19 protein-coding genes and 3 pseudogenes are annotated in these 22864 nt (G+C 70.8%); 15 read left to right on the plus strand and 7 right to left on the minus strand.

Annotated elements, in window-relative coordinates:
- Positions 1-101: 101 nt before the first annotated feature.
- The 3 genes from ACWDA7_RS26130 to ACWDA7_RS26140 form a co-directional block, all read right to left on the minus strand.
- Positions 102-1199, minus strand: a complete 1098-nt coding sequence (locus tag ACWDA7_RS26130; protein ID WP_450606750.1) for a mechanosensitive ion channel family protein — start codon at positions 1197-1199, stop codon at positions 102-104.
- 271 nt (positions 1200-1470) lie between these two features.
- Positions 1471-2235 (minus strand): crotonase/enoyl-CoA hydratase family protein, encoded by a 765-nt coding sequence (locus tag ACWDA7_RS26135; RefSeq protein WP_450606752.1) that lies wholly within the window; start codon positions 2233-2235, stop codon positions 1471-1473.
- 72 nt (positions 2236-2307) lie between these two features.
- Positions 2308-3270, minus strand: coding sequence for a lysylphosphatidylglycerol synthase transmembrane domain-containing protein (locus ACWDA7_RS26140; protein WP_450606754.1), 963 nt, complete (start codon positions 3268-3270; stop codon positions 2308-2310).
- Between the two features lie 204 nt (positions 3271-3474).
- Here ACWDA7_RS26140 and ACWDA7_RS26145 point away from each other — a divergent pair, with 204 nt between their 5' ends.
- Both ACWDA7_RS26145 and ACWDA7_RS26150 read left to right on the plus strand, forming a co-directional pair.
- Positions 3475-5376: an ABC transporter ATP-binding protein gene (locus ACWDA7_RS26145; protein WP_450606813.1), complete on the plus strand. Its 1902-nt coding sequence runs from the start codon at positions 3475-3477 to the stop codon at positions 5374-5376.
- Positions 5377-5506: 130 nt separating this feature from the next.
- Positions 5507-6745 (plus strand): SpoIIE family protein phosphatase, encoded by a 1239-nt coding sequence (locus tag ACWDA7_RS26150; RefSeq protein ID WP_450606756.1) that lies wholly within the window; start codon positions 5507-5509, stop codon positions 6743-6745.
- Between the two features lie 59 nt (positions 6746-6804).
- Here the strand turns inward: ACWDA7_RS26150 and ACWDA7_RS26155 are convergent, their stop codons facing one another.
- Positions 6805-7671 carry an oxidoreductase gene (locus tag ACWDA7_RS26155; protein ID WP_450606757.1) on the minus strand — a complete coding sequence of 289 codons (867 nt, stop codon included), beginning with the start codon at positions 7669-7671 and terminating at the stop codon, positions 6805-6807.
- A gap of 311 nt (positions 7672-7982) precedes the next feature.
- Here ACWDA7_RS26155 and ACWDA7_RS26160 point away from each other — a divergent pair, with 311 nt between their 5' ends.
- The 5 genes from ACWDA7_RS26160 (at position 7983) to ACWDA7_RS26180 (ending at position 10309) form a co-directional block, all read left to right on the plus strand.
- Complete coding sequence (locus tag ACWDA7_RS26160; RefSeq protein ID WP_450606759.1) at positions 7983-8678, plus strand: nucleotidyltransferase family protein; 696 nt, start codon at positions 7983-7985, stop codon at positions 8676-8678.
- Positions 8675-8962 (plus strand): hypothetical protein, encoded by a 288-nt coding sequence (locus tag ACWDA7_RS26165; protein ID WP_450606761.1) that lies wholly within the window; start codon positions 8675-8677, stop codon positions 8960-8962. Before ACWDA7_RS26160 ends, ACWDA7_RS26165 begins: the two co-directional genes overlap by 4 nt.
- On the plus strand, positions 8959-9720 hold the full coding sequence (locus tag ACWDA7_RS26170; RefSeq protein ID WP_450606763.1) for a metallophosphoesterase family protein: 762 nt from the start codon (positions 8959-8961) through the stop codon (positions 9718-9720). The genes ACWDA7_RS26165 and ACWDA7_RS26170 overlap by 4 nt, the downstream gene beginning before the upstream one ends.
- A 144-nt stretch (positions 9721-9864) precedes the next feature.
- Entirely contained in the window at positions 9865-10116 is a 252-nt protein-coding gene (locus tag ACWDA7_RS26175) for a DUF6400 family protein (RefSeq protein WP_450606765.1), read from the plus strand.
- Positions 10103-10309, plus strand: coding sequence for a hypothetical protein (locus ACWDA7_RS26180; protein WP_450606767.1), 207 nt, complete (start codon positions 10103-10105; stop codon positions 10307-10309). Before ACWDA7_RS26175 ends, ACWDA7_RS26180 begins: the two co-directional genes overlap by 14 nt.
- Before the next feature lie 450 nt (positions 10310-10759).
- On the opposite strand, the gene ACWDA7_RS26185 is transcribed toward ACWDA7_RS26180, so the two are convergent.
- Positions 10760-11038 (minus strand): hypothetical protein, encoded by a 279-nt coding sequence (locus ACWDA7_RS26185; protein WP_450606768.1) that lies wholly within the window; start codon positions 11036-11038, stop codon positions 10760-10762.
- Positions 11039-11588: 550 nt separating this feature from the next.
- Here ACWDA7_RS26185 and ACWDA7_RS26190 point away from each other — a divergent pair.
- From ACWDA7_RS26190 to ACWDA7_RS26210, 5 genes and pseudogenes are all read left to right on the plus strand, one after another.
- Positions 11589-12416 carry an FAD binding domain-containing protein gene (locus ACWDA7_RS26190; protein ID WP_450606770.1) on the plus strand — a complete coding sequence of 276 codons (828 nt, stop codon included), beginning with the start codon at positions 11589-11591 and terminating at the stop codon, positions 12414-12416.
- A pseudogene (locus tag ACWDA7_RS26195) lies at positions 12413-15129 on the plus strand (molybdopterin-dependent oxidoreductase). Before ACWDA7_RS26190 ends, ACWDA7_RS26195 begins: the two are co-directional and overlap by 4 nt.
- A gap of 5 nt (positions 15130-15134) precedes the next feature.
- A complete protein-coding gene (locus ACWDA7_RS26200; protein ID WP_450606772.1) occupies positions 15135-16109 on the plus strand; it encodes an antibiotic biosynthesis monooxygenase in 975 nt (324 codons plus the stop codon).
- Positions 16110-16244: 135 nt separating this feature from the next.
- Positions 16245-16664 (plus strand): aspartate 1-decarboxylase, encoded by a 420-nt coding sequence (gene panD / locus ACWDA7_RS26205; protein WP_359391441.1) that lies wholly within the window; start codon positions 16245-16247, stop codon positions 16662-16664.
- Between the two features lie 20 nt (positions 16665-16684).
- Entirely contained in the window at positions 16685-17368 is a 684-nt protein-coding gene (locus ACWDA7_RS26210; RefSeq protein WP_450606774.1) for an arylsulfatase, read from the plus strand.
- Positions 17369-17836: 468 nt separating this feature from the next.
- Here ACWDA7_RS26210 and gndA read toward each other — a convergent pair whose 3' ends face one another.
- Positions 17837-19276, minus strand: a complete 1440-nt coding sequence (gndA, locus tag ACWDA7_RS26215; RefSeq protein WP_450606776.1) for an NADP-dependent phosphogluconate dehydrogenase — start codon at positions 19274-19276, stop codon at positions 17837-17839.
- Between the two features lie 393 nt (positions 19277-19669).
- On the opposite strand from gndA, the pseudogene ACWDA7_RS26220 reads away from it, so the two are divergent.
- Together ACWDA7_RS26220 and ACWDA7_RS26225 are read left to right on the plus strand one after the other, a co-directional pair.
- A pseudogene (locus ACWDA7_RS26220) lies at positions 19670-19876 on the plus strand (transglycosylase family protein); the annotation flags it as partial.
- A gap of 180 nt (positions 19877-20056) precedes the next feature.
- Positions 20057-20776, plus strand: a pseudogene (locus ACWDA7_RS26225) (M23 family metallopeptidase); the annotation flags it as partial.
- On the opposite strand, the gene ACWDA7_RS26230 reads toward ACWDA7_RS26225, so the two are convergent.
- Positions 20766-21860 carry a DMT family transporter gene (locus tag ACWDA7_RS26230; protein ID WP_450606778.1) on the minus strand — a complete coding sequence of 365 codons (1095 nt, stop codon included), beginning with the start codon at positions 21858-21860 and terminating at the stop codon, positions 20766-20768. The pseudogene ACWDA7_RS26225 and the gene ACWDA7_RS26230 overlap by 11 nt on opposite strands.
- A 210-nt stretch (positions 21861-22070) precedes the next feature.
- On the opposite strand from ACWDA7_RS26230, the gene ACWDA7_RS26235 reads away from it, so the two are divergent.
- Entirely contained in the window at positions 22071-22808 is a 738-nt protein-coding gene (locus ACWDA7_RS26235) for a (2Fe-2S)-binding protein (protein ID WP_450606780.1), read from the plus strand.
- Positions 22809-22864 lie beyond the last annotated feature (56 nt).

A 22864-nucleotide genomic window follows, 5' to 3' on the forward strand; every position in this document is an offset into this window, starting at 1 on the left:
CCGAGCGCCTGGGCAGCCGCCCCGGCCCGGCGATCGGCCGGGCCGGGGCGTGCTGGGCGGGCGGACGGCGGCCCGGCGCGGGGCCCGTCACGGGCCCGGTGTCACAGAGCGAGCGGACCGCCGTGCTCGACGGCCGCGTCGTCGGCGCCGCGCTGATGCGGTATGACCGCCGAGCCCTGCTGGAGCGCCACCGTCCGGGCCGGTGCGGGGATGCGGATGCCCTCGGCCCGGTACCGCTTGTGCAGGCGCTTGATGAACTCGTGCTTGATGCGGTACTGGTCGCTGAACTCGCCGACACCGAGGATCACCGTGAAGCCGATCCGGGAGTCGCCGAACGTGTGGAAGCGGATGGCCGGTTCATGGTCCGGGACCGCTCCGGTGATCTCCGTCATCACTTCGGCCACGACCTCGGTGGTGACCTTCTCCACATGCTCCAGGTCGCTGTCGTAGCCGACCCCCACCTGCACCAGCACGGTCAACTGCTGCTCGGGGCGGGTGTAGTTGATCATGTTGGTCTTGGCGAGCTCCCCGTTGGGGATGACGACCAGGTTGTTGGAGAGCTGGCGGACGGTCGTCTGCCGCCAGTTGATGTCGACGACATAGCCCTCCTCGCCGCTGCTCAGCCGGATGTAGTCGCCGGGCTGAACGGTCTTGGAGGCGAGGATGTGGATGCCCGCGAAGAGGTTCGCCAGGGTGTCCTGGAGGGCGAGGGCGACGGCCAGACCGCCGACACCGAGGGCGGTGAGCAGCGGCGCTATGGAGATGCCCAGGGTCTGCAGCATCACCAGGAAGCCCATCGCCAGCACCACGACACGGGTGATGTTGACGAAGATCGAGGCCGATCCGGCGACGCCGGACCGGGACTGGGTGACCGTCCGCACCAGGCCGGCGATAACCCTCGCGGCCGTCACCGTCGCGACGAAGATGAGCAGCACGCTCAGCGTCTGGTTGACGTGGTGCTGCACCGTCCGCGTGAGCGGCAGCACCGCGGCCGCGGCGGCCGCGCCGGCGGCGATCGCCGCCCACGGCACCAGCGTCCGCAGGGCGTCCACGATGACGTCGTCGCCGCTCCACTTGGTACGGCTCGCATGCCCGCCCAGCCAGCGCAGCAGTATGCGCAGCAGGAATCCGGCCACCAGGCCCGCCGCCACGGCTATTCCGGCGACGACCAGATCGTCCAGGGTGAGCGCGCGGTTCACCGGTCACCTCCCGTGAGGGGAAGAGGGCCGCCGGGTCGGATGTGAGGAGTCGTCACCTTGCCACCTGCTCGAATACGGACGGCACACGGCCGTGCATCAGGGACGCACGGCCGTGTGCCCACGGGATGCACGATCGCGCCGCGAAGCGGTGTGCACCGTTCCGCAGCGAAAGGTCATCCTGCCGTATCCAGGAGCCCGGCCGTCACCGGGCCGCTCGGAAGCCGCCCTTGACGTGCGCTCATTCACGTCGTGCGGCAGTCGTCCGTCGCGGTCACATGTCCGTGAACGACCCGTGCCGTCCGGCCCCCGCCGTGAAGCGGGCGGCGCCCTCCAGGCCCTCGGCCAGCACCCCCATGCCGTAGCGGAGTTCGCCCCGCATCGCCGTCGTCTCGTCCTGTCCCTGCTGGTCGAGGACGGAGGCGCGGTCCCCGCGCAGGCAGGCCTGTGGGAAGCGGGCGATCTCGGCGGCGAGTTCCTCGGCCGCGGCGCGTGCCTGTCCCGTCGGCACGACGCGGTTGGCGAGGCCCATCTCGTGGGCCTCCCGGGCGGGTACCGGACGGCCGGTGAGGATCATGTCCATGGCCCGGCCGGCACCGATCAGCCGTGGCAGCCGCACCGTCCCGCCGTCGATGAGCGGCACACCCCAGCGACGGCAGAAGACCCCGAACACCGCGTCCTCCTCGGCGACGCGCAGATCGCACCAGAGCGCCAACTCCAGACCGCCGGCCACCGCGTGTCCGGTGACCGCCGCGATGACGGGCTTGGACAGCCGCAGCCGGGTCGGCCCCATGGGGCCGTCGCCGTCCTCGGCCACGCGATTGCCGCGCTCGGTGCCCACGGCCTTCAGATCGGCGCCCGCGCAGAACGTCCCGCCCTCGCCCCACAGCACCGCCACCCGCGCGGACGCGTCCGCCTCGAACTCCCTGAAGGCGGCGGCCAGCGCGGCGGCGGTCGGCCCGTCCACGGCGTTGCGGGCTTCGGGGCGGGAGAGGACGACCGTGGTGACGTACCCCTGACGTTCGGTCCGGACCGGCATCGGGCTGCCCCTTTCACACGGCGGAGGGCTGGCCCAGCAGAGGTTACTCGGGAGTACGGCCGCTGTCCCCGGTCAGATCACCTTCAGCCGCACCAGTGCCCCGAGCGTGAGCGCCCCCGGCACCAGCGGCACCCACACCGTGATGATCCGGTACGCCAGGACCACCGCCGTCGCCAGGGCCACCGGGGCGCCGGCCGCGACCAGGGTGACGATCAGCGCCGCCTCCACCGAGCCGATGCCGCCGGGCGTGGGCACGGCGGCGACCGCGATGGTCGCCGCCAGATATGCGACGGCCATGTGCGCGGGCGGCACCGGCAGGTCCAAGGCCCGCCCCACCGCGGCCAGTCCGGCCGCCTGGAGTGCCGGGAAGGCCAGCGACCCGCCCCACAGGGCGATCGCGCGGGAGGGACGCGTGTGCACCGTGCGGGCCTCGCCGAGTGCCGCACGCAGGAAGGAGAACACGGCCGTGCGCAGCCGCCGCACGAGCAGCACCACCGCGAGCGCCACGCACACCGCCGCGACCGCACCGATCAGCACCGGGCCCACCGCCGGGGCGGGCAGGAGGGTGCCGAGGTGGAGGGCGTGCGGGAAGGCGAGCAGCAGGGCCACCAGCAGACCGGTCCGGGTGATCGACTCGGCGAGCAGGTACAGCGCGATCGCCGCCGACGAACTGGCCAGCGGCACCCCGCACACCGTCATGAAACGGAGGTTGACCGCACCCGCTCCCAGACCGGTCGGCAGCAGATGGTTGGCCGCGCCCGCCGCGAACTGGGTGGCGAGCAGTCGGCGTGCGGGCAGCCGCTGCATGACCGCGCCCTGGCGGGTGAAGGCGGCCGCCACCCAGGTCAGACAGGTGGCGCCGGCGGCGGCCACCAGCCAGGGCCACTCGGCGGACGCCAGTTGCTTGAAGCCCTCCACAAGCACGGACCAGTGCTGTACCGCGACCACGGCCACGAGGGCCAGCGGAAGCAGGCACAGGATCTGGCGGACCGGGACACGTCTGGCGAGTCGCTGAGGGAGACGTACGGCACTCACACCGGGAGAGGTTTTCCGTGCCGCACCAACGTGAGGTTGCGGGCGTGCGGACGGCGGCTGACGTGCGGGGCAAGGCACGGGAGCGACCGGGTTCCCGGGTGCCCGTGTCGCAGGGGCATTCGTCCCGGTCTCCCTGCGCGTGAAGCCCGTCCGCCTTCTCTTGACCTCAAGGTTGCTCGAGGTCCTAACGTCTGTCTTATGAGCATGGAGACCACCGCCTGGCACCAGTTGCACAGCGTCATGAGCGCGCAGCGGGAGCGCCGCCCCCTCGACCGCGCCACGCTGCGCCGAATCGGCGCGTTCGCGCGCCCCCACCGCCCCCGCATCGTGCAGTTCGTCCTGGTCAGCGTGGTGACGGCACTGCTCGCCGTGGCGACCCCGCTGCTCGCCGGCCGTGTCGTCGACGCGATCGTGTCGCACGGCGACCCGGGAACCGTCGTACGGCTGTCGCTGTTCATCGCCCTCATCGCGGTCGCCGAGGCGGCGCTCGGGCTCCTCGGCCGCAGGCTGTCGGCCACGCTCGGGGAAGGCCTCATCCTCGATCTGCGGACGGCTGTGTTCGATCATGTGCAGCGCATGCCGGTCGCGTTCTTCACACGTACCCGTACGGGCGCGCTGGTCAGTCGTCTCAACAACGACGTCATCGGCGCGCAGCGCGCCTTCAGCAACACCCTGTCGGGAGTCGTCGGCAATGTGGTCACGCTGCTGCTCACGCTGGTCGTGATGCTGACCCTGTCCTGGCAGATCACACTGCTCGCCCTGGTGCTGCTGCCGGTCTTCCTGTTCCCCGCGCGGCGGATGGGCCGCCGGATGGCGCTGCTGCAACGGGAGGCCGCCGACCTCAACGCCGCGATGGGCACCCGGATGACCGAACGCTTCTCCGCACCCGGTGCCACGCTCGTCAAACTCTTCGGGCGCCCAGAGGAGGAGTCCGAAGAGTTCGCCGCGCGGGCCCGCCGGGTGCGGGACATCGGGGTGCGGACGGCCATGTCCCAGTCGGCGTTCATCACCGCGCTCACGCTGGTCTCCGCCCTGGCGCTCGCCCTGGTCTACGGGCTCGGCGGCTGGTTCGCCCTGCGCGGCAGCCTTGAGGCGGGCTCCGTCGTCTCGCTCGCCCTGCTGCTCACCCGGCTCTACGCACCCCTCACCTCCCTCGCGGGGGCCCGCGTCGAGATCATGAGCGCGCTCGTCAGCTTCGAGCGCGTCTTCGAAGTACTGGACCTGAAGCCGCTGATCGAGGAGCGGCCGAGACCGCGGCAGGTTCCCGGCGGCCCGGTGGCGGTGGAATTCGAGGACGTCCGCTTCGGGTACCCGGCCGCCGACAAGGTCTCCCTGGCCTCGCTCGAGGAGGTGGCGGTCCTGGACACGCGCGGCGGCGCCGAGATCCTGCAGGGTGTCTCCTTCCGCGCCGAGCCCGGCCAGACGGTCGCCCTCGTGGGGTCCTCCGGTGCCGGCAAGTCCACCATCGCGGCTCTGCTCCCGCGGCTGTACGACGTCGACGAGGGCACCGTCCGCATCGGCGGCGTCGACGTCCGCGATCTGAGCGCCGCATCGCTGCGCGAGACCCTCGGCATGGTCACCCAGGACGGCCACCTGTTCCACGACACGGTGCGGGCCAACCTGCTGCTGGCCGACCCCGGGGCGAGCGAGGACGACCTGTGGGACGTGCTGCTCCGGGCCCGCCTCGACGACCTCGTACGCGCCCTGCCCGACGGGCTCGACACGGTCGTCGGGGAGCGCGGCTACCGACTGTCCGGCGGCGAGCGCCAGCGCCTGACCATCGCCCGTCTGCTCCTGGCCCGCCAGCGGGTCGTCATCCTCGACGAGGCCACCGCCCATCTGGACAACACCTCCGAGGCGGCCGTGCAGGAGGCCCTCACGGAGGCGCTGGAGGGCCGTACCGCCGTCGTCATCGCCCACCGCCTGTCCACCGTGCGGGCAGCCGACGTGATCCTCGTCGTCGAGTCGGGCCGGATCCTGGAGCGGGGCACCCACGAGGAGCTGCTGGCCAGGGGCGGGCGGTACGCGGAGCTGTACCGGACCCAGTTCGCGAAGCCGGCGCACTGGGAGGCGGAGGGCGGAGCGGAGACGGAGGCCGTCGCGTAGACGGCAGGTCCCCGTTCCTGATGTGCCCGCGTGTGCCCACCGTGCCGTTCTCTCCGGGGGGGCGCCTGAGCTGCGCGGATCGTAGCGTGAAGGGGGTGGCGCGGCGCGGCGCACAAGGGAGACGGTGACGATGTCAACGATGGACTACGCGGCACTGTTCGCCGCCACACCGAGTCCCTATCTCGTGCTGGCCCCCGACCTGATCATCGTTGAGGTCAACCAGGCCTATCTGAACGCGACCAGCCGGACCCGGGACGACCTGATCGGGCAGCACATCTTCGAGGCCTTCCCGGAGAACCCCGACGACCCGGATGCCGACGGTGTGCGCAACCTGAACGCCTCGCTGCACCGTGTCCTGAACTCCAAACAGCCTGACACGATGGCGCTGCAGAAGTACGACATCCCCATCATGGGCAGACCCGGCGCATTCGACGAGCGATGGTGGTCACCGGTCAACACACCGATCCTCGATCCCGAGGGGAAGGTGGCGTGGATCATCCACCGCGTCGAGGACGTGACCGCGTACATCCTGACCCACGGCAGAAGCGACTGGCGACTGTCCAAGCACCTCACCGAGCGCGAGGCCCTGGAGGCCGAGCTCTACGCGCGGGCGCGCGAGCTGCAGCTGCTGAACGAGGAGCTGCGGCAGGCGCACACCCGTGAGCGCAAAGTGGCTGTCGCACTGCAGGAGGCCATGCTCCAGGCACCGGACCTGGCCCGGCACGAGAACGTCGCGGTGCGCTATCTGCCCGCCACCGGCTCGCTGAACGTGTGCGGCGACTGGTACGACATCATCGATCTGTCCGAGACCCGGTTCGCGGTGGCGGTCGGCGACGTCGTCGGCCACGGTCTGGAGGCCGCGGCCGTCATGGGGATGCTCCGCAGTGCGCTGAGCGCCGCGATCCGCGCGCTGGAGGGGCCCGCCCAGGCACTGGAGGTGCTCGGCCTGTACGCCCGGTCGGTGGAAGGCGCGCTGAACACCACCGCCGTCAAGGCGATGGTCGACACCCGCAGCGAGCTGATCATCTACAGCAGCGCCGGTCACCCGCCCCCCGTCCTCGTCCACCGGGACGGCACGTGCGAACTGCTCGACAAGGCGACCGACCCGCCGCTGGGCGCCCGGCCTCAGCACGTGCCCCGCCCTCAGGCCTGCCAGCCCTACCGGCCCGGCGACACCCTCGTCCTCTACACCGACGGGCTGATCGAGCGCCGGAGCGAGCACATAGAGACGGGGCTGAGCCGGCTGACCGACGTCCTCGGCCGCTACTGCACCCTCGGCCCGGAGCGCTTGGCCGACGTCCTGCTGACGCAACTCGGCGTGGCCGGCGGCGCCCGGGACGACATCGCCCTGGTCATCATCCGGCTGTGACGCGGGAGCGGAGCCCCTCAGCCGGTGCCGTACTCCACCGTGCCGTGCGGCTGAGTCCCTTATGCCCCGATGGTGTCCAGTTCGGCGACGGCGTCGGCGGGCAGGACCAGGCCGGCGGCGGCGATGTTCTCGCGCAGGTGGGCGAGCGAGGAGGTGCCGGGGATGACGACGATGCCCGGCGAGCGCTGGAGCAGCCAGGCCAGAGCGACCTGTTGCCGGGAGGCCTCGAGGCGGGTGGCGACCTTGTCGAGGGTCTCGGACTGCAGCGGGTTGAAGCCGCCCAGCGGGAAGAACGGGGCGAAGGCGATGTTCTGGTCCGCGCACCGCTGCACCAGGGCGTCGTCCTGCCGGTTGGCCAGGTTGTAGAGGTTCTGCACGGTGACGACGGGAGCGATGGCCTGGGCCTCGGCGAGCTGCGCCGCGGAGACGCCGCTGAGCCCGAGGTGGCGGATCAGGCCCTGCTGCTGGAGCTCCGCCAGGGCGCCGAACTGCTCGGACAGGGGCTCGTCGTCGGTGGTGTCGTGACCGCCGACCCGCAGGTTGACCACGTCCAGGGTGTCCAGGCCGAGGTGGGTGAGGTTCTCGAGGACCTGTTCCTTCAGATCCGCGGGGTCCAGGGACGGGATCCAGCTGCCGTCGCTTCCCCGGCGGGCGCCGACCTTGGTGACGATGTGCAGACCTGCGGGATACGGAGCGAGGGCTTCCCTGATGAGCTCGTTGACCACGACGGGACCGTAGAAGTCGGCGGTGTCGATATGGGTGATGTCGGCCTCCACCGCCGCGCGCAGCACCGCGAGCGCCTGGTCACGGTCCCGGGGCGGCCCGAAGACGTGCGGACCCGCCAGTTGCATCGCGCCGTATCCCATGCGGGAGACCGTCACGCCGTCCGCCAGAGTGACCGTACCGCCGGCGAGGGTGGTGACCATGGTGTTCCTCTCGTTCGCACGTTCGACATTGCTCCCCGGGGGGGGAACGACGGACAGTGTGCCGGTTCCGACCCGGAGTGACACGTCCATCCTCGGGGCGGCCCGTTCCCGCAGGTAGCTCCCTGAGGTTCCTGGGAGTGACAGGGCCAGGCGCCTTCGGCCCGGGACCACCCGGCGGTCCCGGTCTGTCCGGCGCCCGGGTTCCGAGCCGTGTCGACGAGGAGGTACCGGGTACTCACACGGGTGCACGCAGCCGTCCGGTCCGGTACGCGCAGCCGGCGGACTGCTCTCGTTCGGCAGAGGGGGTGGTCATGACGCGGTACGGGGAGCCAGCGCCTCCTGCCCGGGGAGCGGAGGAGCCCGAGGTGCGCCCGGCGACGGCGAGGGCCGGGCAGCCGCCGCGGCCCGAGACGCGGCCGCAGGAGATCGAGCAGCTGCCCCCCGATCACAGCCGGGCGATTCTTGAGGCGACCAAGCGGGTCGGCGTCCTTCTGAAGCGGAAGGGCCATGCCTTCGCGCTGGCCGGGAGCGTCGCCGTCTATGCGCACGGCGGCAGCGAGAACCTGCAGCACGACGCCGACTTCTGTGTGTCGCCCGATGACGCCGAGGCGGTCACGGCCACGCTGCGGGACGCGGGGCTGACCGTGTACCGGCCGCCGGAGGACTGGCTGATGAAGGCCGAGTGTTTCGGCCAGGACATCGACATCATCTTCGAACTGGCGCACAAGCCGGTCACCTCCGACATGCTCGCACGCGCGCGGGAACTCCCGGTCGACTCGGTGCGCATGCCGGTGCTGGCCCCCACCGACCTGCTCTGGAGCCTGATCGCCGCCTTCTCGGAGCACCACTGCGACTTCGGCGCGGTTCTCCCCGTGGCCCGCGCGCTGCGCGAAAAGGTCGACTGGGACCGGATGCGCCGGGAGTGCGAGGACGACCCCATGCCTGCCGCCTTCTTCTTCCTTCTCGAACGCCTCGACGTCATCGCCCCGCAGAAGGAGACGGGATGAACCAGCACAGCGCAGAGGGCGCACCCGGTGCCCAGGCCGCGCGGAACACGGAGTACCGCGTTGCTCATCTCCTGGAACGTCTGGCCGAAGGGCACGCCGGTGAGCTGGGCGTACGGATCGAGGTCCGCGGCGAGGCGGTGATGGTGACCGGCACCGTCGCCTCCGTTCAGTGCCGTGAGGAGGTCCTCGGCACCGTCCGCGAGGAACTGGCCGGAGTCCCGGTCCGTTGCGACCTCGTGGTCGCCGAGAACTCGGCGCCCGACCAGGCGGAGGAACTCGCATGATCCGGGTGGCAGCCGTCGGGGACATCCACATGGGGCCCGACAGCCAGGGGGCGCTTCGTCCCGCCTTCGAGAGCCTGGCGGAGTGCGCGGACCTCCTGCTGCTGGCCGGGGACCTCACCCGCCACGGAACCCCGGAGGAGGCCGGGGTGGTGGCGAGGGAGGTCCGGGACCTGCCGGTCCCGGTCGTGGCGGTCCTCGGCAACCACGACCACCACGACGAGCGCCCGGAGGAAGTCGCGGCGATCTTGGAGGGCACCGGTGGCGCACGGGTCCTTGAGGGCAGCGCCACCACCCTGACCTGCGCCGGCACGCGCGTCGGCGTGGCAGGTACCAAGGGGTTCGGCGGCGGCTTCGTCGGTCGCAGCGCCGGGGAGTTCGGCGAGCCGCTGATGAAGGAGTTCGTACGGTGCTCACGCCGCAGCGCCGACGCCCTGCGGCAGGCCCTGGAGGAACTGGACGAACAGCGCTGTGAGGTTCGTATCGCCCTCACCCACTATTCCCCCGTGCCGGAGACCCTGGCCGGCGAACCTCTGGAGATCTACCCGTTCCTCGGCAGCTATCTGCTGGCGGAGGCGATCGACACCGCCGGCGCGGACCTGGCGGTGCACGGACACGCGCACGCGGGCACGGAACACGGCATGACGAGCGGCGGGGTCAAGGTCCGGAACGTCGCCCAGCCCGTCATCGGGCGGGCCTTCCGGGTCTACCACCTACAGGTGCGGGAATCCCTGGCAGCGAGTGCGACCGACGGAGCGTAGTCGAGCCCTGACCGACCGTGATGATCCTGGGAGAAGGCTCCCCGGTCACGTGACCAGGATCTCGCTCCAGATCTGTCCGGAAATCGGACAAACCCTGGTAGGAAGGACCGGATAGTCTTCCATTTCCTCCAGGAAAGCCCGCTCATGGCCCACGAGAACACCCACGACCATCACATATTCGAGATGGATCTCACCGCTGACGAAGCGCGCCGGCGGGCGGAGTTCTACACGGCGATGGGGCCCCACTGGGACCCGATCACGGCCATGGCCGACGAGGACGCGGCGTATCGCATGCTCTACTCCGGCCTCGACGAGCACCAGCGGGAGATCTACGACCGCCTGGTGGCAGCCGGAGTGCTGCCCGCCGGCCTCGGTGACGGCCGTGCTGCCGATTGATCCCCACGCCGACAAGGCGCGCCGGGCCTGGCTCCCGTGCCCGCGATGCCGGGACCACGAGAACTGCGAGAACTGCCTGGCGGGCCGGACCTGCCGAGTGCATTGGCGCTATCTGCTGTCCAACGCCGGACACGTGGTCCATCTGCAGTGCCCCAACTGCACCCACATCTGGGTGCACGACACCGCCGCCTGAGGGGTACAAGGCACACTCTCGTTGGACGCGGCCCTGGCCGCACCGCATTGACTCGACCATGACCTTCAGCCGTCGCGAGGCTGTTCTGAACCCGCCCGATCGAGGTCAGGTCGTCGACGTCTGCCGTTCCCTGCGGACGAATTGAAGGATGTGCTCCGGGAGTGCCGGCGCGCATGCTCGTGCTACGGACGTCGGGAAAAGCCGCCTGGGCGAGACGGGCCAGCGAGTCTTCGGGCCACATCCGGACGAAAAGGCGGGCGCCCCGCTCGTAGAGGACGCTGGTCGCGTCGTGCCAGCGGACAGGGTGGACGACCGACTGCACACGGTCCTCGCGTACGGCGGATGCGGTGCGCAGCGTGCGGCCGCCACGGTTGCCAGCCAGGGGGATGCGGGGGCGCGACAGCCGGAGACCGGGCAGGACGGCGGCCAACTCCCGTTCGGGGCCCGACATCAGGGGGCAGTGGGAAGGAATGTCGACCGCGAGGCGCGCGGCCTTGACGGCTCCATGCGCGAGCGCGAGAGCCAGGAGGCGGTCGACGGCCGCGTCGGCGCCGGAGACCGCGATCTGCCGGGGGCGTTGACGTTGGCGGCGTACACCGGCTCGGCGTGCCGGGCGGCCTGTTCGGCGAGACGGTTCACGGACTGCTCGTCGAGGCCGAGTGCCACGCCCATGCCGTATCCGTGCGGGTACGCCGACTCCATGGCGTGCCCCCGGACCCCGTACCGCACGGACCGCGTCCGGCAGGGCGAGCGCGCCCGAGGCGGCGGCGAAGGCGCCGGCGATCGCGGCGTCGATGCGGGCGTGGACGACCAGGCGGGTGCCGCCTGCCTTCGAGCAGCCGCTGGGCGTTGTGGACGGCCACGGCAGGTCGCACAGCGCCCCGGTCGCCCGACGTCCCCTGGGGAGACGCCTTCGCTCGCCCGTGCGCGAACAGAAGAGTGAATGCACGCCTTTGCCCTGCGGAGAGCCGCCACTAGGAGCTGAAGCACCGCAAGGCAGGGAGGAGTGGCACCGGGATTGACCTGCGAGGTGTCCGCCCGACGCATAGGGTGACGGTCCGGGGTGGGTCGGCTACTTTGAGATGTCCTCGGCCGGGCCCTCGTCCACATGCTGCGATAAGCTGAAGCGAAAGTGTCTGGGCCCGCCGGTCCCTCGCGGCTCAGCCGCCCCGAACGGTGCGGGATGGCGGCCGACACCTGCTCGATCAGCAGAAATCTACTCCAGCAGTGCCAGGGGACAGTTGTCTTCCCACATTCCGTTTCCCGTGGGTCGGCTTTCATGGACCTCAACACCATCACCGAAGTAGTCCGGCGACCGTCCGAGCGGCCAGGCATGGACTGGCGCGATGGTGACGCCTGGCTCGCAGGCGGAACATGGCTCTATTCCACGGAGCAGCCAGACCTGCGACGGCTGATCGACCTGACGGCGTTGCGATGGGAGCCCCTTGTTCCCACGGACAAGGGCCTGGAGATCAGCGCCACATGCACTGTTCGCGACCTGTACGCCTTCCCATGGCCGGAGGGCTGGACCGCCGGAATTCTTTTCCGGAAAAGCTGTGAGGCATTCCTGTCCTCGTTCAAGGTCTGGAACGCGGCGACCGTCGGCGGAAATATCTGCATGTCCTTGCCCGCCGGCCCGATGATCACGCTGACGGTCGCGTTGGAGGCCCAGTACGAACTGTGGGCGCCCGATGGCTCCGTGCGCTTCGTCGACGCCCTCGATTTCGTCACCGGCGACCACCGCAACGTTCTCGCCCCCGGGGAGATCCTCCGGCGCATCACCATTCCGGAGCACGCGCTGCGCAAACACACCGCGCACCGTCGCTTCGCGCTGACCCGGCTCGGCCGTTCGACGGTGTTCCTCGTCGGCACGCAACGACTGGGAGCGAGTGACCTGGTGCTCACCGTCACGGCCGGTACCACACGGCCGGTCCGCATCGCCTTCGACTCCCTGCCCGATGTCCACACCCTGCGGCAGAGCATCGACGCCGTGCCGGCCGACGTCTGGTTCGCCGATCCCAACGGAACCCCTGACCACCGTCGGCATCTGACACGGCACTTCGCCGAAGAGATCTGCCGGGAACTCACGGCTGGGGACCTGGCATGAGCTACATCGTGAACGGCAAGGAATTCGACCGGCAGCCAGCCCCCGGCCAGTGCCTGCGCACGTTCCTACGCGAACTCGGCCACTTCGGCGTCAAGAAGGGGTGCGACGCGGGCGACTGCGGCGCCTGCACGGTGTGGCTGGACGGCGCACCGGTACACAGCTGCATCACCCCCGCGTTCCGCGCGGACGGCCGGGAAGTGACCACGATCGAGGGACTTGGACGACCCGGCGCCCCGCATCCCATGCAGCGGCAGTTCGAGGACGCCCCGGGGTTCCAGTGCGGTTTCTGCACCGCAGGGATGATCATGACGTCGGCGACCTTCACCGAGGACCAGAAGGCCGATCTGCCACGGGCGTTGAAGGGCAACCTCTGCCGTTGCACCGGATACCGGGCGATCGAGGACGCCGTGAAGGGCGTCAGTGCGGTGGAGACGGCAGCACCGGGCAAGGCCGTCGGGACGAGCATCGGCGCTCCCGCGGGCCACGACGTGGTGACGGGTCACGCCGAGTTCACCATGGACACGCACATCGACGGCATGCTGCACCTCAAGGTGCTGCACTCACCCCACGCGCACGCCCGGATCCTCTCGATCGACAAGAGCGCCGCCCTCGCGGTGCCCGGCGTGCACCGGGTCTACACCTGGGAAGACGTACCCCGCAGACAGTTCACCACGGCGATCCACACCGACCACCTGGTCGACCCGGACGACACCTACATCCTCGATGACACGGTCCGCTTCGCCGGCCAGCGCGTCGCCGCGGTCCTGGCCGACACGGTCGGGGCGGCGGAGGAGGGCTGCCGGTGTCTCGCGGTCGACTACGAGGTGCTGCCGGCGGTGTTCGACCCGGAGGCGGCGATGGCCGACGGGGCACCCCAGCTGCACGGCTCCGACGATCCGTTCGTCCGCGACCCCGTCCACAACATCCTGCTCGAACTTCACTCGCACATCGGCGACGTCGACGCAGGATTCGCTGGAGCCGACGTGGTCCACGAAGGCACGTACTTCTCACCGCGGGTGCAGCACGCGCATCTGGAGACCCACGGTTCCATCGCCTGGATGGAGGACGGTCGGCTGAACGTCCGCACCAGTTCGCAGTCACCGTCGATCGCCAAGGTCAAACTGGAGTACCTGTTCGCGCTGCGCCCGGATCAGGTGAGGGTGTTCTGCAGGCGCGTCGGCGGCGGATTCGGCGGCAAGCAGGAGGTGATCGCCGAGGATCTGGTCGCACTCGCCACCCTGGACACCGGACGGCCCACCTGCCTCGAGTACACCCGTGAGGGGAGTTCACCACGGCCTCGCCGCGGCATCCGATGACCCTGACCGTCAAGCTCGGCGCGAAGGCCGACGGAACGCTCACCGCCTTCCAGGTACGCAACGTGTCGAACACCGGCGCCTACGGGAACCACGGTGGCGAAACGCTGTACGCGGGCGGAGCCGCCGTCATGATCTACCGCTGCCCCCACAAGAAGTACGACGCGTACTCCGTCTACACGAACACTGTGCCGAGCGGGGCGCTGCGAGGTTACGGGATGACGCAGCCGGCGTTCGCGGTGGAGTCGGCGATGGACGAACTGGCCCGCGCCCTGCACATCGACCCGCTGGAACTGCGCCGGCGCAACATCGTTCGGCCCGGTGAGCCCCTGGTGGCTCTGCACGACGGCCCTGACGACGTGGTCTTCACTGAGGCCGGACTCGCCAAGTGCATCGACCTGGTGGGCGACGCCCTGGCCCGTACGGCCGACCGGGCGCCTCCCGGCCCCGAGTGGCTCGTCGGAGCCGGCGTGGCGAGTTCCCTGCACGAGACCGCGCCCCCGACGGAACACCTCTCCGAGGCCTGGGTCACCCTGGGCGACGACCTCATCTACGAACTGGCCGTCGGAACCGCCGAGTTCGGGGAGGGAACCTCCACGGCGCATGTCCAGATCGCAGCCGACCAGCTGGGCACGACGCCCTCGCGGATCCGTCTGGTGCAGTCCGACACCGACCGCACGGGATTCGACACCGGTGCCTTCGCGAGCGCCGGCCTCTTCGTGGCGGGCAACGCGGTCCTGCGGGCAGCCAACGCCGTGCGCGACCGCATCCTGGAATTCGCCGCGGCGCACACGGGCGTCCACGTCGTGATGTGCGTGATGGACGACGACGGTGTCCTCTGCGGGGACCGGCGGGTGTCGCTGGGCGGACTCGTCGCGCTGGCCCGGGCGCGTGGAATCCGATTCACCGCCGCACGCAAGGCGTACGGCTCGCCCCGGAGCGTCACCTCCAACACGCAGGGGTTCCGGGTCGCCGTGCACCGCGTGACGGGTGAGATACGGATCCTGTACAGCGTGCATGCGGCGGACGCCGGAGTGATCATCAACCCGGCGCAGGTCCGGGGACAGGTGGAGGGCGGTGTCGCGCAGGGGATCGGCTTCGCGCTGACCGAGAACCATCACGTCGACGACAGCGGCGTCATGGTCAATCCGAACCTCCGGAACTACCGCATCCCCGCCTACGCCGACATCCCCCGTACCGAGGTCCTCCTGGTGAGCTCGGCGGATTCGACGGGGCCCATGCGGGCCAAGGGGATGGCCGAGTGCTGTATCAACCCGGTCGCCCCCGCCCTCGCGAACGCGGTGCATGACGCGACGGGCGTCCGCTACCGTGCGTTGCCGCTGACTCCTGAACGCATTTACGGCCGACTCCCTGCGGAACAGTCGGTGTCGACAGGTTGAGCCGCATGAACACCGAAAAGAACCTAGCCGCCGCGGCGACGGCGATCATCGGCCAGAAGGTCCTGCCCGGGCTGGAACGGGAGTTCGAGTCGTGGCAGGAGGACCTCAACGCGGCGGCCGCCTACTACCCCGGTTTCCTCGGCGCCGAGATCTCCCCGCCGACACCGCTGCAACCCGACTGGGTCGTCGTGTACCGGTTCGACTCGGTGGCGCATCTTCAGGCGTGGATCAACAGCGGGACCAGGCAGACATATCTCGACGTCGGCGCCAAGTACTTCGACGGTCCGGCGACCCAGCAGGTGGTCAGCAGCGGCAGCCAGTCACTGGATCCGCTGGTCACCGTGGTGGTCACCCATCGCGTCCCCCCGAACCAGGTCGACGACTTCCTCGACTGGCAGCACCACATGGTCCAGGAGGAGAGCAAGTTCGAGGGGTTTCGCGGGACCGAGCTCTTCCGTCCCATCGAGGGGCTTCAGGAGGAATGGACCACGCTGTACCGCTACGACAGCGCCGAGCACCTCGACGCCTGGCTGACGTCGCCCGAACGGCAGGAGGTCCTTGCCGAGGGTGAGAAGTTCAGCGACTTCAAGCTGCACACGATCGACAACTCGTTCGGCAGCTGGTTCGCCTTCGAGGGCAACGGCAAGGAGGCACCGCCGCCGCCCTCCGAGACCAGGACCTCCCTCGCCATCTGGGTCGGCCTGTACCCGACTGTCGTGCTGCTGACGCTCGCTCTGTCCCCGCTGCACATGCCGCTCTGGATCGGCCTGCTCGTGGGCAACCTGCTGTCGAGTTTCATCATGAGCTTCCTGACCATGCCCTACTACGTAAACCCGCTGCTCGGGCGATGGCTGCGGCCACCCCCGAACGAACCGGCGGCAAGAACCAACCTCCGTGGCCTCGGTGTCGTCGCTGCGGCGATGGCTTTCTGGGCTGTCGTGTTCTACCTCGTCACGGTCCGGTGGTGGACGCTGCCCTGACTGGTGAATGTGCCTGAATGGGGACGGCTCCAGCGGTGAGTGCCGCAAGGCAGGCACTCAAATCCGCCGCTGTAGAGTGAATGCACGCCTTTGACCTGCACAGAGCAGGCAGAGAGCCACCACTAGGAGCACTGCATGCTGCGCACCATGTTCAAGTCCAAGATCCACCGTGCCACCGTCACCCAGGCCGACCTGCACTACGTCGGATCCGTGACCATCGACGCCGACCTGCTCGACGCCGCCGATCTGCTGCCGGGGGAGCTCGTCCACATCGTCGACATCACCAACGGCGCCCGGCTGGAGACCTACGTCATCGAGGGTGAGCGCGGCTCCGGCGTCATCGGCATCAACGGGGCCGCGGCCCATCTCGTGCACCCCGGCGATCTGGTGATCGTCATCAGCTACGCCCAGGTGTCCGACGCCGAGGCGAGGAGCCTGCGGCCCCGGGTCGTGCACGTGGACGGCGACAACCGGATCGTGGCACTCGGCACGGACCCGTCCGCGCCGGTGCCGGGCTCGGACCAGGAGCGGAGCCCGCAGGCCGTCACGGCCTGACCGGCGGAGGGGAACCGACCGTGAGCGACAGCGGTACCCACGGCACACTCGCCCTGCTGCACACCTCGCCCGTGCACGTCCCGGTCTTCGAGGAACTGCGCGACCGGTCCCATCCGGGGCTCGCGCTGACGCACCTCGTGGCGGAGGACCTGCTGGCCCGGGCGCGGGCACAGGGCCCCGACGCCGTGGCCGGCGACATCCGGGAGCTGCTCGGACGGGTCGTCGCGGCCGGTGCCCGCGCCGTACTGTGCACCTGCTCGACCATCGGCGGGGTCGCCGAGGGCGTGGACGTGGGTGTGCCCGTGCTGCGGGTGGACCGGCCCATGGCCGCAGCGGCGGTTGCGGCCGGCCTCCGCATCACCGTGATCGCCGCCGTGGAGAGCACCTTGGGGCCGACGTCCGCCCTGATCCATGAGGAGGCGGCGGACAGGGCGGTCGAGGTGCGCCCACTGCTCGTGGAGCGCGCCTGGCACCGCTTCGAGACGGGTGACATCGAGGGATACCTTCGCAGGGTGGCCGACGCCGCCGACACGGTCAGCGACGCCGACGCCATCGTCCTCGCCCAGGCGTCCATGGCCCCGGCGCGCCGGCTGACCACCACGGCCGTCCCGGTTCTGTCGAGCCCCGAGCCGGGCCTGGCGGCGGCCGCCGCCGTCGCCGCGAGGTACCCCACCCGGCCGTCCTCCCGTCCCGCGACGGGGTGAGTGCCTGCGGGGGGCCCGGGTACCCGGGGGACAAGTCCAGGGCCGATGTACCGAATGGCTGGAGGACACGATGACCCGCCCGCTCCCCGATCCCGTACAGCCGGGCCCGACTCCCGGACCGGGACCGACTCCGGGACCGGAGCCGACCCCTGACCCGGGCCCCACACCGGAACCGGTTCCGCCGGGCCCGGGACCCGAACCGCCCGGACCCGAACCCGTGCCTCCCGGACCGCACCCCGTGCCCCCGGCACCGCCGGGGCCCGGCCCCGACCGCCCGCAGCCGGGACCCGAACCGGTGCCCGGCCCTGAGCGGCCCACCCCCGAGCCGCCGCCTTCCCCCATCCCCGAACCGCCGGGCCCGGACCCCGTGCCCCAGCCCGAACCGGGGCCGCCCCTGAAGTGAGCACGCCTCGGCCGACGCGGCGGTGACCCGCGCTCCGGGTCACCGTCACGGGTGGTGTACGGCCGTTACGCCTCGACCTCGGACCGGTCCCCGCCCCACAGCGTGTGGAACGAGCCCGCGCGGTCCGTCCGCCGGTAGGTGTGCGCCCCGAAGAAGTCCCGCTGCCCCTGGGTCAGCGCGGCGGGCAGCCGCTCGGCGCGCAGGGCGTCGTAGTAGGCGAGCGCCGCGGAGAAACCGGGCGCGGGGACTCCCTGGCGGGTCGCGGCGACGAGGACCTCGCGCCAGTCGTCCTGCGCCGCCGCGATCTCCTGCGCGAAGGTCTCGTCGGACAGCAGGCTCGGCAGGTCGGGGCGCGCGTCGTAGGCGGCGCGGATGCGGTCCAGGAAGGCCGCGCGGATGATGCAGCCGCCGCGCCAGATGGAGGCCACCTTGCCGAGGTCGATGTCCCAGTCGTACTCGTCGCTGCCCGCGGTGATCTCGTGGAAGCCCTGGGTGTACGAGACGATCTTCGATGCGTACAACGCCTGCTCCACGCGGTCCGCGAAGGCCGCCGCCTCGTCCTTGCCGAGCGGCGCGGCCTTCGGCCCCACCAGGCCCCGCGAGGCCTCGCGCAGCGCCTTGTGGCCGGACAGCGAGCGGGCGAACACCGCCTCCGCGATCCCGGAGACCGGTACGCCGAGGTCGAGCGCGATCTGCACGGTCCAGCGGCCGGTGCCCTTCTGCTCGGCCTCGTCGAGGACCACGTCCACGAACGGCTTACCCGTCGCCGCGTCCACGTGCGACAGCACCTCGGCGGTGATCTCGATCAGGTACGAGTCGAGGCGGCCGGTGTTCCAGGTGCGGAAGATCTCCGCGATCTCGGCGGGGGAGTAGCCGGCGACGTCGCGCAGCAGCTGGTACGCCTCGCCGATCAGCTGCATGTCGGCGTACTCGATGCCGTTGTGGACCATCTTCACGAAGTGGCCCGCGCCGTCCGGGCCGATGTGCGTGACGCACGGTGCGCCGTCCTTCGCCTTCGCGGCGATCTTCTCCAGCATCGGGCCGAGGGAGGCGTACGACTCCTTCGATCCGCCCGGCATGATGCTCGGTCCGTGCAGCGCGCCCTCCTCGCCGCCCGAGATACCGGTGCCGACGAAGTGGATGCCCTGCTCGCGCAGCTGCTTCTCACGGCGGCGGGTGTCGGCGAAGTGCGCGTTGCCGCCGTCGATGATCATGTCACCGGGCTCCAGGAGCGGGGCGAACTCCTGGATCACCGCATCGGTCGGCGTGCCCGCCTTCACCATGATCATCAAGCGCCGCGGCCGCTCCAACGCCGCCACGAAGTCCTCCGCGGTCTCGGTCGGCACGAAGTCGCCCTCGTGCCCGAATTCCTTCACGAGGTCGTGCGTCCTCGACGCGGTCCGGTTGTGCAGAGCGACCGTGTAGCCGTTGCGCGCGAAGTTGCGGGCGAGATTGCGGCCCATGACCGCGAGGCCCGTGACGCCGATCTGGGCTGAAGTGCTCATAGCGGTTGGCTCCTAGAGGTCCTGGAATCGGGGGTGCCGGTTCGGTCCCGAACACATCCTCGGGGGGGTGTGGTGCCTGGTGTGGTCGTCAGTATTGCCCGGTGACCATCCTGACGTGCCGGTACGGCCGCCGCACATCCGCGTGTCCCCGCTGCGGGCCGACGTCCGTCCGTCCCCACGGTTCGCCGCATCCGCAAAAGGGGCCGATTCCCAGTCAGTTGGCGGGACGAAGCGGCCGATAGCCGTCTTGTCATGGCCTGTTCGCCGCTCTTACTTTTTCTCCTCCTGACGCATGTCGAGGGGGTCTCCATGGCCGCACGCGGCCGGCATCGCCGGTATCAGCCGACAAGGATCAACCGGGCCTCGTTCACCGTCACGGCGGGCGGCGCCGGCATGGCGATCCCGCTCATCGGCGTCGGCGTGGCGCACGCGGCCGACGTGGACACCTGGAACAAGGTCGCCGCCTGCGAGTCGAGCGGCAACTGGAGCGTCAACACCGGTAACGGCTACTACGGCGGCCTGCAGTTCACCCAGTCCACCTGGGAGGCCTACGGCGGCACGGCGTACGCCCGGCGCGCGGACCTCGCCACCAAGGACCAGCAGATCGCCGTGGCCGAGAAGGTGCTCGAGGGTCAGGGCCCCGGCGCCTGGCCGGTCTGCTCCGGACACGCCGGTCTCACCCACTCTCAACTTCCTTCGAGCGGGGGCACTCCCACCGGCGCCGCTCAAGGAACCGGCACCTCGGCCTCCTCGACGCGGACCACCGAGCGCGCCCTCCGCGACGTGACACCGCAGACGACGCCCCAGTCCCGGGCGGGCACCGCCGAGATGTACACCGTGGTGCGCGGCGACACGCTCTCCGATATCGCCGACACCCACCACGTCCAAGGCGGGTGGCATCGGCTGTACGCGGCCAACCGGGGAACGGTCGGCGCCGACCCGGACCTGATCCTGCCCGGACAGCGGCTGAGCCTGGGCGCCAAGGCCCCGTCGCACAAAGAGGCGACGCACCCGCGGGCCGACAGGGAGGCGACGCACCCGCGGGCCCACAAGTCCTCCACCGGGAAGACCGGTTCCGGGCGGAGCACCACGCCCCACGACATGGTGGCCCCGGTCCATGCCGCCATGGGTACGCCCTACCACGCCGCGGGGACGGCATGGTCGAAGGGCTACCACACGGGCGTCGACTTCCCCGTGCCCACCGGTACGTCGGTGAAGGTGGTGGCGGCGGGCCAGGTCGTCAGCGCGGGCTGGGGCGGCTCCTTCGGCTACCAGGTGGTCGTCCGGCACGCCGACGGCCGCTATACGCAGTACGCCCATCTGTCGGCGATCTCCGTGAAGGACGGGCAGAGCGTGCTTGCGGGTCAGCGCATCGGCCGCTCCGGGTCCACGGGCAACAGCACGGGTCCGCATCTCCACTTCGAGGTGCGGAGGGGTCCCGGGTTCGGCAGCGACATCGATCCGGTCGCCTACCTCCGGGCGGGCGGCGTCAGGATTTGATGCGGACCCGGTGCCGGTCGAGCACGGGCAGGGGTACGAACGGCCCGCCGTAGAAGGCACTGTACGGGACGGCCGGGCCGCCGTCCGCCGCCACCGGGTCCTCGTGCGGGCCCTCGTGGACCGGCGCCGGTACGAACGCCTCCTCCTCGGCCGGGGCGGGAGCCTGCGCGGGCACCGGGACGAGCGCTTCCCGGCGCGGTTCCGGTTCCGCGCCGGTTCCCGGCACGAGCTCGCAGGCCATCGCCGCGCGCTGTTCGCTGCCGATCCGCTCGGTGGTCAGCAGGATCAGGCCGCCCGCGGCGCCGACCCCGCAGGCGAGTGCGAGCACGGTGCCCGTCGTGCCGTAGCGGAACGCCTCCCCGAACAAGGTGATGCCGACCGCGGCGGCGACCACCGGGTTCACCACGGTCAGCGTGGCGAGCGGTGCCGCGAGGCCCGCACCCCGGTAGGAGGCCTGCGACAGCAGCAGGCCGGCCGTCGCGAACACGCCTATCGTCGCCAGGCTCGGCAGATCCGCGAGCAGCACCCCGCTCGTCCAGTCCACCGCGACCGTCTTCGTGAACACCGACGACATGCCGAACGCGACGCCCGAGGCGACCGCGAGCAGCACACTGCGCACCGCCGGATGCCGCTGCGCGGCGCGGGCGGCGGCCATCAGCGCCACCACGCCGCCGGCGGTGACCAGGCCCACCAGCACGCGCTGGGGGCTGTCCAAGGACCGGGCGTCGGAGGTACCGACCAGAGCCAGCAGACCGGCCAGGCCCACGGTCGCCATGACGGCGCCCCGCCAGGCGGTCGTCCCGGCCCGGCGGCCGACGAAAAGCGCCGCCATCGGCAACGCGAAGACGATGGTCAGCGCGCCCAGCGGCTGGACCAGGCTCAGAGGACCGTAGGCGAGCGCCACCACGTGCAGCAGCCCACCGAGACCGTTCAGCAGGATGGCGCCCCACCAGGCGGCCCGGCGCAGCGGTGCGTACGCCTGGCCGGGCGAGGACTCGGCGACCCGCTCCTGCACGATCGCCCCGCCCGCGTATGCCACGGCGGAGACGAACGACAGCACTACGGACAACGCGAGGGCGCTCACGAGCGCCTCCTTCGCGCGGGGCCGGGGCGGGGAGCCCGGCGCAGCGAACAGTCGGCTTCCATGATGGACACGATGCCGTGCGCGGCTCTTCCCGTCGTCGTACCTGAGCACGCATCGGGTCGTACTGCCGATGGAGTACGACCGGGTTCCACTCCTCCCCAAGAGGGGTGACAATGCCGGGATCCCCCCTGGTTGAAGCCCCTGGACAGCTTGGTACTACTGACTTTCGTGGACTTCGACCCCCAACTCGGCGCGCTGGGCGGACTCGGTGGCTTCTTCGTACTGCGCACCGGGGAACCGCCGCGTGGCCCGCTGCCCACCCTCGCACAGGCGTACGCACCCGCCGCAATCGATGCCGCAGCCGATGTTTACGGGGATCCGTTGACTTTTCGCACCCGCAAGGTCGCCCGGAGCCTGCGCGCGCCGGAAGCCCGGGTCGCCGCCTCCATCGCCCACCTGGGACTGGCGGCCCGGCTCTGCTCCGTCGCCCTCGGCTGCGCCGCGCTGTACGGGCGGGTGCCCGACCTCGATCCCCGGCTGCTCCACTGGGATCCGGACGGCAGCGCGCCCGAGGACCTGTGGCTGAGCGAGGTGCGCCCGCTGCCTGCCGAGGCGCTGGACGCGGTGGTACGCGAGGAGCACCTCGTCCCGCTCGTGGCCGCCCTGAGTTCACGCCACCGCCTGCCCGCAGGGCTGCTGTGGGGCAACGCGGGCTCCGCCCTCGCAGGCAGCGCGCGCATGATCGTCCAGTGGGCGCGGGCGCACGGCCGTACCGAGGTGGGGGAGCGGGCCCGCGCGCTGGCCGCCGGGCTGTTCGCCCATCCCGACCTGGCCGGGACCCTCGATCCCGCCACCGGACGCCGACGCAGCTGCTGCCTGTACTACCGGCTGCCGGGCGGCTCGGTGTGCGGCGACTGCTGCTTCGACCGCCCACCGGGCCGAGACTGAGATACGGATGGTCTTCCGCAACCGGGGTATGTGGGTGACCATGTGGGAACCAGCCG

It is taken from the genome of Streptomyces sp. NPDC001156 (assembly GCF_053598275.1).

What these genes read in the sequence shown, in the direction of transcription:
- ACWDA7_RS26135 (WP_450606752.1), bottom strand. Translation starts at nt 2,235, where the DNA reads ATGCCGGTCCGGACCGAACGTCAGGGGTACGTCACCACGGTCGTCCTC.
- ACWDA7_RS26170 (WP_450606763.1), top strand. Translation starts at nt 8,959, where the DNA reads ATGATCCGGGTGGCAGCCGTCGGGGACATCCACATGGGGCCCGACAGC.
- ACWDA7_RS26145 (WP_450606813.1), top strand. Translation starts at nt 3,475, where the DNA reads ATGGAGACCACCGCCTGGCACCAGTTGCACAGCGTCATGAGCGCGCAG.
- ACWDA7_RS26165 (WP_450606761.1), top strand. Translation starts at nt 8,675, where the DNA reads ATGAACCAGCACAGCGCAGAGGGCGCACCCGGTGCCCAGGCCGCGCGG.
- ACWDA7_RS26150 (WP_450606756.1), top strand. Translation starts at nt 5,507, where the DNA reads ATGTCAACGATGGACTACGCGGCACTGTTCGCCGCCACACCGAGTCCC.
- ACWDA7_RS26200 (WP_450606772.1), top strand. Translation starts at nt 15,135, where the DNA reads ATGAACACCGAAAAGAACCTAGCCGCCGCGGCGACGGCGATCATCGGC.
- ACWDA7_RS26155 (WP_450606757.1), bottom strand. Translation starts at nt 7,671, where the DNA reads ATGGTCACCACCCTCGCCGGCGGTACGGTCACTCTGGCGGACGGCGTG.
- ACWDA7_RS26175 (WP_450606765.1), top strand. Translation starts at nt 9,865, where the DNA reads ATGGCCCACGAGAACACCCACGACCATCACATATTCGAGATGGATCTC.
- gndA (WP_450606776.1), bottom strand. Translation starts at nt 19,276, where the DNA reads ATGAGCACTTCAGCCCAGATCGGCGTCACGGGCCTCGCGGTCATGGGC.
- ACWDA7_RS26160 (WP_450606759.1), top strand. Translation starts at nt 7,983, where the DNA reads ATGACGCGGTACGGGGAGCCAGCGCCTCCTGCCCGGGGAGCGGAGGAG.
- panD (WP_359391441.1), top strand. Translation starts at nt 16,245, where the DNA reads ATGCTGCGCACCATGTTCAAGTCCAAGATCCACCGTGCCACCGTCACC.
- ACWDA7_RS26190 (WP_450606770.1), top strand. Translation starts at nt 11,589, where the DNA reads ATGGACCTCAACACCATCACCGAAGTAGTCCGGCGACCGTCCGAGCGG.